We start from the raw sequence: 15,742 nt of genomic DNA on the forward strand, positions 1-15,742 counted from the left end.
TATGGGATCATATTCTTCTGACCGGGGAGTACAAGTGGATGCCTGGTTAGAGCTGCCTTAGCGTATGTTTTGCCCGAAAAACTAAAGTCGCCCCCTGTGGGGCGCTGTTTGCGCGTGGGTGGGATTCATGTTGCTTTTTACTACTGACATTATCCGCTGGTCTCCACGTACTTTACTCCTTCACGGTGTATCTTGCCTTACAGGAGGTATCTTGACCTTCTTGCGCTTCCGTGGTTTCGCTACATGGCTTTTGTGGGGAGCTTCTGTTTCTTCGGTTATTTTTGGAGTGCTTTTCCTCTACAACGAGCCTAACGCCTGGGTGCCTCGGTGGAGACTTGACCTATCTTTTACGAACTTCCTCGCTGCTGCCACATGCGTGACCTTTGCCACACTCCTCCTCTTCTTGGGGCGCTGGCTAGGCCGCCAGCAAGACATCGAGGCGTGAGGAGACTGGCAGAAAACTCTAGTTTCTCGCCACCCCCTGCAAGCCGATTTTTGTAGAGGGAGCTGGCCCCGAATTTTGGGAGGGTTTTTCGCCAGGATAAAACTCGTTACTCCTCTATCGTCCAATAGCGCCGATCCGGTTGGATAGTCCGAACAATTCTGATTTTTGATGGGAGCATATAGTACACCATGATTTCTTCGTCATGGGATTTAACAGCATTAACTTTACACACATAGATAAAGCCTAGCCAACGATTGGGGCTACCTGCATAGTAATCAAGATAATTAATCAGATTTCCACAGATGCTACCCTCCATCCCTTTCATGGTTTCGTCAAACTCTTTCCGTCGTTGTCTCAGCGTGTCGGAGGCGAGCAAATCGAGTTGGTTGCTCGTACTGTAAATAATCAACCACAGGGGCCAGCGGGTTAGGGGAATGGAGAGGAGGAGTGCTAAGCTGGCAAGAAGCGCGTTGCGCTGGCGTGTTAGAGTGAGAAAGTCGCGGCGGAGGCGCGACTGGTGTGTCCAAGCCAGTGCCCCAAAGAGAATGGGCACGAGGGAGATGGCTGCGCCTGTCCAGGTCGTCTGACTCCGAAAACCTAGTGCTGATAGTAGAAAAACACAAAGGACGGGAAAGAGAACAAACCCGATCCCCATTTTTAGCGAGATCCGCATGTCGCAGTATATCAGCCAGGGTTAAGCCGTGTTGCTTTTCTGACTCTCTCCGGCCCCTTCTCCCACCATTCCCTCCCCGTCCGATAAGTTTTCTTATGCTTCACCAGCTCGGCCACGCTCGGGCTTCTCCAAGGGTAGGGACGGCAGAGGGGGGCTGCCTAGAAATTTCCCTTTAAAGACACTAGGTGGAATATCGTTTCAATGATTGATTAGATGACTCCCCTAAGGCTCGGGTGGAGACGCTGTTGCTTAATCCACCGCACACTTTTCTGGGGACAGTCCACACCCTCGCAAAATTCTTTTGTGACAACCCACTGTGCCAGCGTCGCGTCTTCACACAGCAACTTCCAAAGCTCGTTCGTCGCTACCAGCGAAAAACAGCTCGGCTCGAATCCGTGCTATTACAGCTCTTGTGGAGAGTTGGAGCAAGTGCCGCCCTTCAGATCGCCACACTATTGGGACTGATTATCAGCGATGATTCTATACTCTACCAATTCAAAAAAACTCCCTCACGTGACGATTCAGCCTCTTGCCCAGCGGAGATTGGGATAGACGATTTTGCCTTTCGAAAAGGTCAGACCTATGGCACTATCCTTATCGACTTGACGACTCGAAAGCCCATTGATCTGCTACCTGACCGAGAAAAGGCAACCGTCGAGAAATGGCTCCATGAGCATCCAGGTGTCAGGGTTGTCAGTCGGGACCGGTCCCAAATCTTTGCTGACGCAGTTCGAGAAGCAGCTCCAGAAGCGGTCCACGTCGCTGACCGCTTCCATCTCCTCAAAAACTTAATGGAGGCACTGGAGCAACAAATCGGCAAGGAGGCTAATGCAATTCGCTCCATCTTGCTGCCTAGCTCACCGTCGTTGGAAGATGCCGGTTCGGTCGAGCCCTCCCGCCGTGCCCAGAGGCGAAAAGAAGAAACGCGACAACAGCGGTTTGAACGGTGGCAGAAAGCTCATGAGCTACACCAGCAGGGCTACTTCAAGAAGGAAATCGCTCGGATGATAGGAGTCGACAGCAAGACGATCCAAACCTACCTTAATTCGGAGGTCTATCCCGAACGGCAGCGATACCCTCCAGTCAATGGGGCGCTCACTCCCTACAAAGACTACATTCTCAACCGCTGGGAGTCGGGCTGTCAAAATGCGCTTCAGCTCTGGCGTGAAGTCAAGCAGCAAGGTTTTACCGGAGGAGCCACAGCCGTTAGGGACTTCGTTTTCCCTTTGCGTTCCCCGGGCATGACTGTCCAAGTCAAGAGAGCTGAACGAATGATTCCCACACCACGCTCACTTGCTTGGCAGCTCGTGCTCCCTGAGCGGGGTACTAAGAAGCAAAAGGAAGTCGCGACAAAACTCTGTGAAGCTCTGCCTGTATTGCCCCAGTGTCGAGAACTGGTTGTCTCCTTTCAGGACATGATGCGCCGCCGTGCTGCCGATGAACTCAATGACTGGCTGGAAAGAGCGAGTACTAGTGGTTGTCCCAGCTTCGCCAGTTTTTCCCGTGGGATTCGCTCCGATCTTGCAGCAGTAGAATCCGCGTTTTCTCTGGAGTGGAGCAACGGCCCTACCGAGGGCAATGTCAACCGTTTGAAGTTCGTCAAACGCCAAGGCTACGGTCGGGCCAGCTTCGATCTACTCAAGCGGCGGGTGCTACCCCTCCAAATGCCGATCTAAAATGAGGACTTTGATGAAGAGAGAAACTCCATGCTACCTTTCCCCAAATTTGCGGAAGAACCCGATATTCTCCGTTTCGTGAGCGGGGGCGTTTCTGCACAGACGAGGCAAGGAGAGTAAGGGAGCGGGCTGCGCAGCTCGCTCCCCATCAAGACGTTGGCAGGAGTACTGTTTTAACGGTTGTATTCATGGCTAGCTTAAGAGCCAAAAATATGTTTTAATCCTACGTGACTTTGGAGGAATGTTCCAAACTGTCTGATATTAAATGCTACTTCCTGCTCACAGCAGAGCTACAATATTAGTCTTTAGTCAAATAGATATTACCCAATCCAATTTCATTTTCATATAGAACGTTTCCAATTTTTGTATTCTTAAAAAGAATTTCAATACTATTAATTCGAGATATGCCACCAAGTATTTCACATTTTTCAATACAAACATTATTTAGATTGTGAAAATATTGCAAAAAATCAAGATCATTAAAAATAAATTCGCCCATACGGAGAGTTGTTAATTTTTCAAATATCACACTTGAAAAATTAATAAGTTTTTTTCTCTTTCCTCCAATAATATACAAGCTGCTAATGTTTGTATCTTTTATAAATTCAAAAAAATTTCCTTCTTTAACGGGATATACTTCTAATTCTTCCAAAAAATCAAATTCACTGAGTCTGTTCATCAAAGAATTAGATTTATCTATACCAATTCGAAGTGCTTTAATATTAGGGAAATGCCTCATAGACAGATTACTATCTTGGAAATAAGGTAGTATTATTTTTTCAATTGATGGTAAATATGTTGATTCCGTAAGAATATTATCTTCTCCATAAGCCTGAATAAACTTCAGAGAGGCCGGAGCCGTGAAATTATTTAGGCATTTCAATGTTGGTATATAAATCGTTGATAATTTCTTCATTTCGCATACATCTTTAGGTATTTCACAATATCCCGAAGATGTTAAATGGATTTCTACATTTTCTATGCTTTCTTTATTGATATAATCCGGAAATCTATCCCCTAATTCAATTAATTCCTCTCCATATTTTAATGGTACATAAAAAGCCTCTTTGTTATCACAATATTTTATTGTATGTAAATTCCTCATTGTATTAATATGCACCTAGAGGGCCAATATGGGGCATTAAATGTCTATATTTATTCAATTTAGAGGGCGAAAGCGAAACTATATCATTTTTCCATGGATGATTTTTAGGTATAACTTTGAACTGATCCATGATAGTCTGCTCCGCCACCAGAATTGAATGATGTGGGTCTGATGCCGCCTGTCCCGCAAAAGTTACTGGATACACATTTACTGATACATCTTGATCACTTCCCTTATCCATAAGGTCTCTGGCATTTGTATGCTTTTTGGCAGTTAGACGTGTCTTAACATTCACAGCTTTACCAATATATTCTTCTCCTGTACTTGCATTTTTAATATGATATATTCCAGCAGTTGTCGGTAATCCATCGCGTCGAGTTGCGCTCATTCCAGCTCCGGTCCAACCAGCCCCATATGCTGCTTTGCGCCCAGGATTATGAACAACATTCCAGTAATCGTCTTGCCCTCTGCTTTGTTCCTTAAGCCCTTTCTCACTTTTTCTATTGACTACATAGTTATGTAGATTTTGTACTTCTATATTATAGACACGGAAGCCGCTAGCGTCTATGTCGTATCCAAAGAGAACTGTTCGATTGAGCGGGTCTTGTGCTGAGATGACCTTGTTATCACGGACACGCGTGGTAGTGGCACTAGGCCCTGCTCTAGTTATGATTTGTGTCCCAATTCCGAGTGCTTCTGCTGTCACCCATCCTTTATTAGTGAGGAAAGGATGGTCTGGCGTGACGAGGTAAACGGAGTCACCGATGTGGACTTCTCGCAGCTCGCTCACGATGGAGACAAAGGTCTCGGTAACTTTCTGCGCTTCGAGCTTGCCGGTGCTGGGGTTGAAGGAGTAGACCTGCTCACCGACCTGGATCTGCTCGATGGGCTTGCCCTGCCCGTTGCCCATGAGGACTTTGGTTCCGGCCACGAAGCAGTCATTCTTCTCGCAGAGTCCCTCGCGCTCGTAGGGATCGCCCACGCCTCGGCTCACGTGAACCGCTTTCATATCACCGCTACCATACGTGTACTTCTTCACCTGGCGGCCCATGTCAATAGGAGAGTTCAAGAGGTACTCAGCGGTGCCGTCGCCCATCGCTGTGTCCCAGCTCTTAATCGCCATGTCCATCGCACCGTCAACACCGTTGGCAGCAAACTCAAGCACAGACTCGACTGCAAAAGAGGCAGTGCGACTGGCAATCGCAAGGCTGGCGAACATCTTGGCCTCGGCATCGGCATACGGATCAAAGAGCGTGTCAAGGGCATCGCGCTCTTCAATGTAGGTCATCGTGGCAACATTGATCAGACGAAGCGCACCAGAAAGAAGAGGCGTGACTCCCTGGATGGTATCGGCAAGAGTGCCCAGAGTGGCCGACATCAGGTGTTCGGCATTGGCAAGGGCTTGCTCCTGCGTCTTGGGATGATCGTAGGCACCGCTGGAGACATCGCCCATGAAGGAAGGTAATCCTCCCAGCATTCCTCTCACGCTATTGACCATGCCAAGAACGGTCATGCCTTCGGTGAGGGTGTAGTCCAGGCCGGAGAAGTCGCTGTTGTTGACCGGATCGGCACCAGCGTAGTTGTAGCCATTGAGTGTCAGCGGGTTGTTGGGGTAGCCCATCACCGGGTCACGGGCCAGGAAACGTCCGGCTTGCGCGTCGTAGTAGCGGGCACGCAGGAAGTAGAGGCCGGTGCTCTCGTCAAACTCCTGACCGCCGTAGAGCAGGCTGGTGGGAGTGTTGCCGGTAAGCCGGGTGGGGCTACCAAAGGCATCGTAGACGAAGCTGTCGGTAATGCTCCCCGAGTTATCTGTCAATGCTCCTGTAGAGCCGCTACCATTCGTGACAAACCAGCTTGTCGCCCCGTTTCGGGTCATCGTTCCCGGGCCGTAGCGTGCCTTCAGGAAGTTGCCACCAAGCCCGGTGTACTCTTCTACCACCTGAGACATTCCCGTGATGTCGGCCAGATAGGAAGTGGTTCCACTCTGCGTGGTCTGGGTGTAGCGAGTCCCCAGCGCATCATAGCCAAAGGTGGTCTGCCCGGCCTGCACGAGTGCTCCCAGGGAATCGTAGGCCAGCGGGATCAGCCCGGCGCGGATGCAGGAACCATTCAGATCGTAGTCATAGGTGGTCTGGAAGCCGCTGGGGGCCGTGATCTGAAGTAACTCATCGTTATCATTGTAATTGTAAACGAACGTCCCTTGCGGCGTGATCTTGCGGCGGCGATTGTGGGCGTTGTCATAGACATACTCAATCATCCCACGGGCCGAGTGGTTCTCACTGGTAAGCCGCCCGGAGTCGTCGTAGCCATAGACCGTCGTGCCAGTGGATTCCTGGACGCGGGTGCGACGACTATCGGCATCGTACTCATAAAGAATGGGAGCTAGGCCAAAGACGCTGTGCGCAACCTGGGTAACATTGCCCCGGTCGTTGTAGCCATAGACCGTCGCCATCCCGTTGGAGCGGCTCATCGAGGTAAGCCGCCCTCCACTATCGTAGTTATAGCCAAGCGCACCGCTGGTATCCACTGTGCCCGTGAGCAGATCGGAGTTATCGTAGGAGTAGGTAGTCTGCCCATTGGGGGTGACACTGCGGGTCAGACGATCCACCAGGTCATACTCATAGAAGAGCGAGCCGGTAGGGCCCGTGGTGCGTCGTACCCGACCGAAAGCATCGTAGCCGAAGCTGTTGGTGATGTTTCCTCGTTGCACCGTGAGCGGCTTGCCCTCAATATCGTAGTCCGTCACGATAGAAGGCTCGTTCAAGAACGGATCAGGAGTGATGCGCGTCAGGAAAGACTGCGACGTATCTCCATAGGTAAAGGTGGTGGTGCGTCCTCGGAAGTCGGTATGTGCGAGCGGCTTCCCATCCGGGCGATTGACAATCGTCTCTCCCTGGCCCATCGGCAAGCGCCGCCCCGACAGATAGCCGGAAGCATCGTATTGGAACATTGTCGTCCGGTTGAGCGCATCTGTGTAGGAGAGCACATTTCCCAGCTCATCCGAGTGGAAAGTCGTCTTGAGGTTTCCAGGATCGGTTGTTGAGGTGAGCTGTCGCTCGCCGGAGTAGGTATAGGTAAAGCGGCGACCGGAGGGCAACACGACAGCGGTGACATTGTCATTGGCATCGTATTCGTAACGAGTCCGCGAGCTATCATTGGCGATTACCGCTGAGGTTCTCCCTTTGGCATCGTACTCATAGGACACTTTGCGCCCTGCGCCGTCCGTAATGGATTCTACATCTCCCCAGTAGCTGTAGCGAGTCGTCTGCGTTCGTCCTTGTGGATCGCGCACCACCACAATCTGCGGTTTACCATTAGTGTAGTAGGTATAGGAAATAGTCGTTTCTCGGTTCAGAGCATCCCGAGAAAGAACCAGATCGCCATTATCGTTGTACTCATAATGCTCGCGCTTCACTCCATCAGTGGTAAAGAGCGCGACATCCGTCAGCCTCCCCAGAGCATCCCAGGTATAGTTCGTTCGTCTCCCCAAACGGTCTGTCGCGGTCTCGCGCCGTCCTAGCGGATCATGAGTTGCCCCAATCTCCATTCCATTAGGGAGCTTTATCGTTTTGGGAAGCCCATTCTTATCCCAGACGTACTCGACGAATCTTCCGATAACATCTTTGACTTTTTGCACTCGTCCATCGGGATCGTAGAGAACAGAGCTTGTACTGCCGTCTGGGAACGTGACATCTTCGACGCGGTTATTGGCATCTCGACTATACTCAGACCGGCTCTGGATCGGCACCAGAACGGGTTGCCCTAAAAACCAGGGAAGCTGGGGAGAAAGCGATGGGCCACGAGGAGCATTTCCCCCATTCCCGGACACCCAGATGGAGCGTGTCAGCTCTTTAGCAGTAATAGCCCCATTCAGGTTGCGCTCCAGTATCTGAACAAAACCGGACGGACTGATGGTCTGATGAACTCGGCCAAAGCTATCGTAGTTAATGCGAGAGACATACCCAAGCGGGTCGATCATCTGTGAGAGTGTGCCATTGGCATTTCGAGTAAATGTCCAGGTGTTATTCAGCGCATCTGTACCCGTTGCCACATTGCCTTTGGCATCATAGGTCTGCGCCATCACGCGCACCCCATCGCCTCTAGTTTCCGTTAAAAGCCGCCCATTGGCATCATAGGTTCTGGTACTGATCGTCTGTCCTGCACCATCACTAACTCGCAGAAGTTCCCCAAGTGGCCCATACTCATTGCGAATCGCAAACCCCATGGCATCCACAATCTCCGTGGGCATATCGGGATGCGCAGGGTCAGTATAGTCAATGGAGACCGTAATGGGTCGCGTACCAAGGTAGCGTATCCGACTGGTTACGTTACCACGATTGTTCCGACTGACAACAGTTTTATGCCCGAGTACATTCGTTATCGTTTCTATGTTGTCAGCTACATTTGGATCATCAATCCCATACTCAAATCGGAGGGCTTCACCATTTCCATCAGACAGAGTAGACCAGCGATTATTTTGGTTATATTGATTTGAGATGCGCTCACTGCCCGTGGGATTGTTGACGGTCAGAAGATTATGGAAAACGTCGTAAGTGAACGAAGTCCTATTTCCCATACGGTCTTTGAACGCTGTTAAATCTCCCCTACCATCAATCTGATAGCGCATCACCTTTCCCATGGGATCGGTAATGGCTGTAATCCGGCCAGTGCCATCTCGCAGGAGAGAGACATTGACTCCGTTGCTACTGGTAATTCCATTGGGGCCAAAGCTCACCTGGTTACCGTTGGGTTCGGTGACTTTAACGAGGCCCTTCTTCTCGTCAATGATCCAGACCGTGCCATCCAGCGTCGTCAGCTCGAACTCGGTGGGCTCGTACTCACCACTCGTGCCATTGCCATCCCCGTAGCCGATCAGCTCCATCGCCGTCCAGTCCGGGTTGTTGTAGACACCGCCGCCTAGCGGAGCCACGAGCACATTGGTCGCCGTCGTACTCTGGCCAATCTCCGCCGTCGGACGAAGCGTGCCGCGCGTTCGGCCAACCGGAACCCAGTCAAGTCGAGCCGCGTTAATGGGACTCAAACCCTGGAACTGGGGCGAGTAGACTGCCGCGAACCGATACACCTCGCCGCTCGGGAACGTGATGGTGATGTAGTGCTTCTTGCTCTGACGGAAGAAGAAGTTAAACGCAGGCTGGCCCAGCACACTAATCGCATCGGCGCGTTCCTCCCAGAAGTCATGGATGGGGACGGATTTTTGCAGGCGGATATTGCTCATCTGGAGCGTCCAGCCGACGCCAAAATCGCCCGTACGCTTATCCAGCGTATCGTAGCTGCGCGTTACCGTGATCGGGATTCCCGCGATTGGCACGACCAGATCGGTGAAGGAGAGCTTGAAGTTACCAATCTTCATGTTCCCCTCAACGATAAAGCTCGTCAGGTCGCTGGCCGACGTGCCCCCCGCCGTCCGTGCCTCTAAGAAGAGCTGGTAAGTGCCATTGAGCACTAGCGTGGGATCGAAGAGAGTCGAGATCGTCTGTGCGCCCGCCGCTGCCATCCCGGAGGCCAGCGGCTTCCAGCTCGTCTCGCCCGCCAGCCGGTACCAGAGCCGCCAGCCTGCCCCGTTGGTGCTTGTGATGGTTCCCGTGACCTGGCTGGGCTGGGTGATAAGCCCACCGTCTACGGGAGCGGTAATGACGGCGGTCAGGTTGTCCGCACCAGGGCCGCCACCGCCGCCTGAGATAACGTAGCTCTCGCTGGCCTGAGGACTCATGGCCCAGTCGGCAAAGCGTGCCACGGCCTTGACAGTCGTGTCGCTCAGAATCACAAACGGGCCGGTGTAGCGAAGGCCATTGACGGCGGGATCGCTGCCATCGAGCGTGTAGTAGATCGCCGGGTTCCAGGGGTCAAAGCCAGCATTGGGAACCGTGATGGTGATGGTCTGCGGGCCAGTGTAGTTACCGCCACGAGGCCGAATCTGTGGGCGCGGTGTCTGGAAGAAGGAGTCGTTGAGGTAGATCGTCACCTTCTCCGAGAGGCTTGCCTGTCCAAAGCTGTCCACGGCGCGGGCTTGCAGCTCGTAGACACCAGGGGTGAAGTTCTGGGTATGGATGACGGGGTTCTGCCCGTACAGCGAGGCGATCTTGTTTCCGTTTGCGAAGAGCTCGATCTTCTGGAGGGTTGCACCCGCTCCGACGGTTGCCGCAGCACGAATATCGATATTGAGCGAGCGGTTGGGAACGCGGAAGGTCATCCCATCTTCGGGGGAGGTGATCACCACAGTAGGCGCGGTTATCTGGCCCACCAGAGTAAGCTGCGCTGTCTTCGAGGTGCCGTTGAGCTCACCGGTTAGGGTCAGGGTCGTTGCGGCTGCGACCTGCGTGGTCTGCACGGCTGTGCTGGCAACTGTCGCTCCCTCAGGGACATAGAGCTGTGCGGGGAGGATTGCCTCAGGGCCACTCGATGCCAAGTTGACCAGGACGCCACCATCGGGTGCGGGGCCGGAGAGAGTGGCAGTGAGGCTCGTGTCTTGCCCGCCAATGACCATTCCGGGCGCGACAATAACAGAGAGCAAGCCAAGACCAGGCGGGAGAGGCGCTCCCCCATCGATCCTAAGCCGCGCCACACGGTAGCCGTTGTAGCTAGCCTGGATGCGTGCTGTCGCGGCACCAGGCTGGGTCGAGATAACGAAGGTCGCCGAGGTCGCTCCTGCCGGAATGTCCACTCTATCAGGATGGCTGATGCCTCCGCCACGGCTGGAGAGCGCGACGGTCGCACCGCCCGCAGGAGCTGGAGCGTCCAGCTCCACCAGTGCAGTCACGGTTGCGCCACCCACCACCGAGGACGAAGACAGAGCAAGCGGCTTCAGGGTTGGAGCTAGGGCGCTGCTTGCCAAGACGCGGAAGCTACCCGCGCCGCCACGTGGCGCGGCGGCACCGACGAAGCGAACCTCATAGGTGGCTGTATTGGCAGCTCCTGGGACGGTAACGGCAACACCCGCATAGATCGTGTGGTCGTCTTCAACATCCCAGCCATTGGGGGCCAGTGCGGAGGCGATAAGGGTCTGTCCCTGCCAGATCTCCCATGGGCCACGCACGGGGCGGCTTGGGCGGGGAAGTGTTAGCCCTACGACGCGGCCTGGCATGGTGATAGGAAGACCACGCGGAGAGAGTTTCAGGGTGAGCTGGTTGCGACCACCGGGCCAGCTTGCATTGGGCGTGTCCCCAAAGAGCCAGGTGCCACAGATACCACTCGCCTTATCGGTCAGCCCCAGCGTGTAGAGGCCACCCAGCGCCAAGCGGAGCTCGGGGTAGAAGACCTCGGGGAGCGCCCAAGACTGGCTGTAGTTGTAAGGGCTAGCGAGCTTCTCAACAGAAGGAATCGGGGTGGCGTAGCTGGTAATCGTGCCTCCCAGCAGCGAGCGCACGCCAAGCTGGGCATCTAGAGTCCCTTCAAAGCCATGGGTAATCGCGCCTGCCCGGAGAACCTGCGCTGCCTGAACTCCCCCAACCACACCAGAGAGATCGAAGGCAGCGGCATTCGCTAGGTCGCCGGAGTAGTTTGTCCCACTGAGCGAGAGGGGGGCATAGCTCGCGTTCTTATCGTCGCGGGTGATGATCTGCTCGGGGAGTCGTGTCCCAAAGTACGCACCGAGGGGCGGATAGAGACGCATCGCCCGGTCGTTGTAGGCGAGGAAGAGATTGCCTTCGCCATCGTAGGAGGGAAGCTGCGATCCCAGTGCGCCATTGCCCTGAACAATCGTCGTCTTCTCACCAGTCGCCGTGTTCACCTGGATAAGGTCATGATCCATCGTGTAGACCATGTTCGTGAGTGAACCTGTGCCAACCGCTATTCCGTGACCACCCTGTGCGATGAAACTCAAGAGTGCGCTGGTGCCATACTCCAGGATCTCAATCCCGCTAAATTGCTTACGGAAGAGCAGGCTGCCATCTTCTGAGAAGGCTGCGCCTGCACCGCTGCCCTGACCTGGAGCAACAATATGCCACTCGCCTGTCAGAACATCCACCTCGACCGCAGGGTAGAGAACTCCCGAGGCAAACTGACCAGAGACCAGGATCCCTCCCGTATTGGGGTTTACATCCTGAGCCCCACCACGAATCGTGCCACCTGCCACAAGTCGGCTCAGGCGGTTCCCATCCGTACCAATCCGCCAGAAACCACTGTCAAAGTCGCTCTGGTAGAGCCCATCACCGGAGCGTACTCCTAGAATACCGGAGGTTGTGTAGGGAAGCTTATCCGTATAAGCAAGGTAGTTACGGTTGGGTAGCTTGATACTCTCTTGACCGATATTGCCTACCAGGCCAATGATCGAGCTATCGGGCGATGAGGTGAAGCTAAGGAAGCCGTAGCCAAGCTGTGCAGGGGGGAACCCAGAGAGGAAAGGTACGAGCCGATAGCCTGCTGCAAGAGCCGCAGGGGTAAGCGAGGGGCCATCGCTCCCCATACCACCGCCACCCACCAGGCCACTCTCAGGGCCAGGGTTCAGGGTGAGCGTTGCCGAGGCGACACTGGCATGGTAGCCCGCGCTCACTGTCACCCAGGACATGAGGTTCACGGGGGCAGTGTTTATCGTAAACGTCCCCGTGGTCTGGCCGCCCTCGATAAAAATCGCGGCAGGGACCGGGACAAGTGTCGGATCGTTGGAGGCAAGGAGAATCGCCTGACCACCCGCAACGGCGGGGCCGGTCAGCGTGACCGTTCCCGTAACCTCACGACCACCGATAAGTGGGTTGGTGGCAAAGCTGATGCTCTGCACGAGTGAGGCGCTCTCGACACAAGGCGCAGGAAGGATCGTCAGGGTTGCGGTTGCGCTGCCGCCGTTGCCTGTAGCTGTCAGAGTGGCGACTCGCTGGGCCAGGACAACCGTGGTTGGAATGTCAAAGCTGGTCGAGGTCTCACCCGCAGGAATTGTCACCGTCGCGGGAACCGTTGCGGCAGAGTCGCTGCTGGCAAGCTGGATGACCATTCCACCTGTGGGTGCGACATTGCCTACCAAGGTGACTGTTCCCCGCGCCGTCAGTCCACCCAAGAGCTGATTCGGAGAGACCGTCAGGGTGAGCTTGGGGGTCGGGGGGATGTAGCGAATCGTCAGAATCGCGCTGGCCGAGTCCCCGTTCAGCGTTCCCGTAATGGTCGCCATCGTCTCCGCAGTGACCACGCTTGTCGCAACGGTAAAGTCGGCGCTGGTCGCTCCGGCAGGGATCGTCACACTCGCCGGAGTTGTAGCAGCGGCATTGCTACTGGTAAGCCCGATACTCAGACCGCCAACGGGCGCAGGGTCGGATATCGTCACCGTGCCTGTGCTGCTCTGGCCGCCATCGACACTCGTCGGGTTCAATGTCAGTGTCAGCAGCTTAGGAGCCGTGATGGTTAAGGGGGCGGTCTTGGTTACGCCTCCCAGGCTCGCTGAGATCGTCGCGGTTACGTTGGCGGGAACGGCGACCGTCGAGATGGTAAAGGTAGCCGTCGTGGCTCCCGCAGCAACCGTTACACTCGAAGGCGTCGTTGCCGCAGCATTGTCGCTTGCTAGCGTTATCGTCGTACCACCAGCGGGAGCAGCCTTAGAGATCGTCACCGTGCCCGTGCTGGACTGGCCACCCTTGACCGTCGCGGGAGCTACCGTTAATGAGAGCAAGGTCGGCGGCACATAGATAATCTCCAGGCTCGCCGACTTGTTCACCCCATTGAGGCTCGCCGTAATCGTCGCCGTTGTCGTGGCAGGCACATCGCTTGTGGAGACAGCGAAGGTCGCGGAGGTTGCCCCCGCTGGGATGCTGACACTGGCAGGCACCGTCGCGAACGTCGAGCTGCTGGCCAGGGCAACGGTGAGTCCCCCACTGGGCGCAGGATCCGAGATTGTGACCGTGCCTGTGCTGGGCTCCCCTGCATTCACGGATGTCGGACTCAGCGTGAGCGAGAGTAGGGTGGGAGCCGTGACTGTTAGTGTCGCGGACTTGGAAACGCCACCTGCCGAGCCCGTGACCGTCGCTGTGGTGTTTGTGGCAACGGCGACTGTGGCTACGGTAAAGGTTGCGCTCGTGGCACCCGCAGGAACGACCACACTACCAGGGACACTCGCCGGGCTTGCTGTTGTCAGCGCGACCGTGAGTCCACCCGTGGGAGCCGGACTGGAGAGAGTTACCGTGCCCGTGCTAGATGCGCCCCCCTTGACCGTCGTGGGAGAGAGAGTGAGCGAAAGAAGCGTCGGGGAGGTGATGATGAGCTGCGCAGTCGCAACACCGCCATTGGCGGAGGCGCTTATGGTGGCTGTTGTCTGAGCGGAAACTGAGCTCGTGCTAACCGTGAAGGTCGCGCTGGCAGCACCGGCGGGAACAACCACACTGGCGGGAACCGTGGCCGAGGTCGAGTTGCTGGAGAGAGAGACCGTCACGCCTCCCGCAGGAGCCAAACCTGCAATCGTCACAGTGCCTGTCGATGACGAGCCCCCCGCGACCTGAATGGGACTCAGGCTGAGGTTCGTCACCGCTGGGGGAGCATTTATCGTCAGCCCCGCAGTCTTGGTAACGCCTGCATAGGTGCCTGAGATCGTCACCGTGGTCGTGGAAGTGACACTACTGGTGGTAATCGTGAAGTTGGCACTCGTCGCCCCAGCGGGAATGGTCACGCTTGCAGGAGTTGAGGCCGCTCCGTTGTTGCTGGCGAGAGTCACGGTCGCGCCCCCCGCAGGAGCCGCTGCGGTCAGGGCAACCGTTCCTGTCGTACTCGTGCCGCCTGTTACCGTCGCCGGAGTGATCGTGAGCGAGGCTAGCGTGGGATTGCCACCACTGCTTCCATCAGGCAGGCTTCCTGTAAAAGTCGCCTCATCCAACTTGCCATTACCGCTCAGGCTCGCACAAACCAGGGTCCCTTTTTGCTCGTACCCATTCATCGCAACAGCGGCCAAGGGAGCGAGTACGCTCCCCTTCACCCGTGCTCCCGAAAAGGATAGGTTTGTTGCTTGACGGTAGTTCACCAGGACGCGGTTCTCGGAGATTCCCCCACTGAGATTGAACTTGATATTGCTGGTGCCACTAGCACCGCTCACATTGACCAGAACCGTCGCCCCATTTTGGGCATAGATCGTGAGCTGATTGTACTGATCCAGTTCCGCTGTGGTGACGGAGAAAACATTGAGTCCAGGAAGGTTTCCCGTGAGGGTGAGCTTACTGCCCTGTGTGCTCTTTGTCCCCGTACTGGCAAGCCCAAACCAAGAAACGGACCGCGCCGTCAGATCCGTCTGAACCGCACCAAAATCAAAGGGGAGGGAAGTCGTTCCCTGTGAGACACTACCTGAGATGGAAGTATTGCTTCGGCTGAGCGTTGTCCCATAGACAACACTTCCCTCAATTTGACAGTTGGTCAGGCTGATGGAGCCGTTGCTCCGAAGGTCACCATGGATATGGTAGTTGCTGCTGGCGGAGACATTACCTGCGACAAGCTGGCTACCGTGTAGCTCACCATTGTTTGTCTGGAAGAATCCACCAACCACCAAACTGACAGAGCTTCCTTCAGGTTCCGAGGTTGCAAAGTCTAGCTGGGCGGTCGCTGTTAGGTTCCCGCCAACCGCCACTCGTCCATTGATATCCTGATGTCCGTTGACTTGATTATTGCCAAAAACGAAGAGGTTGAAGTCGTTGGCAGTCCCTAAGTTGCTGAGGCTCGCCGTCTGGGCAAAGGTGGGGAGGGTGAGTAGCAAAAACGAGAGAAGTGCTGCGATGAATGTAATGGGACGGCAACACACAGCAACATCACGCAACCGGGCAGCGTGGCATCGTTGATCTGTCTCTCTCCTCCGGTTACTCTGTGGGTATCCGGCTCGCTTTTCCACGGGCAACATCTACTGGCGAACCTCTGTTGGGGGAGAT

Annotated in this window: 4 protein-coding genes; 1 reads left to right on the top strand and 3 read right to left on the bottom strand. The window is 55.0% G+C overall.

The window, feature by feature from the left end; genetic code table 11:
* Window positions 1-551 precede the first annotated feature (551 nt).
* Window positions 552-1,118: a hypothetical protein gene (locus tag HNQ39_RS29355; protein WP_184204177.1), complete on the bottom strand. Its 567-nt coding sequence runs from the start codon at window positions 1,116-1,118 to the stop codon at window positions 552-554.
* A 245-nt stretch (window positions 1,119-1,363) separates the two neighbouring features.
* On the opposite strand from HNQ39_RS29355, the gene HNQ39_RS29360 reads away from it, so the two are divergent.
* Complete coding sequence (locus HNQ39_RS29360) at window positions 1,364-2,794, top strand: ISL3 family transposase (RefSeq protein WP_184204178.1); 1,431 nt, start codon at window positions 1,364-1,366, stop codon at window positions 2,792-2,794.
* 298 nt (window positions 2,795-3,092) lie between these two features.
* On the opposite strand, the gene HNQ39_RS29365 is transcribed toward HNQ39_RS29360, so the two are convergent.
* On the bottom strand, window positions 3,093-3,914 hold the full coding sequence (locus HNQ39_RS29365) for a hypothetical protein (RefSeq protein WP_184204179.1): 822 nt from the start codon (window positions 3,912-3,914) through the stop codon (window positions 3,093-3,095).
* Complete coding sequence (locus HNQ39_RS29370) at window positions 3,904-15,573, bottom strand: choice-of-anchor A family protein (RefSeq protein ID WP_184204180.1); 11,670 nt, start codon at window positions 15,571-15,573, stop codon at window positions 3,904-3,906. Before HNQ39_RS29370 ends, HNQ39_RS29365 begins: the two co-directional genes overlap by 11 nt.
* Between the last annotated feature and the right edge of the window lie 169 nt (window positions 15,574-15,742).

The sequence above is a fragment of the Armatimonas rosea genome (assembly GCF_014202505.1).
Taxonomy (GTDB): Bacteria; Armatimonadota; Armatimonadia; order Armatimonadales; family Armatimonadaceae; genus Armatimonas; species Armatimonas rosea.

Bases quoted from the DNA above. Each gene is read 5' to 3' on its own strand.
- HNQ39_RS29355 (WP_184204177.1), bottom strand. From the start codon at position 1,118: ATGCGGATCTCGCTAAAAATGGGGATCGGGTTTGTTCTCTTTCCCGTC.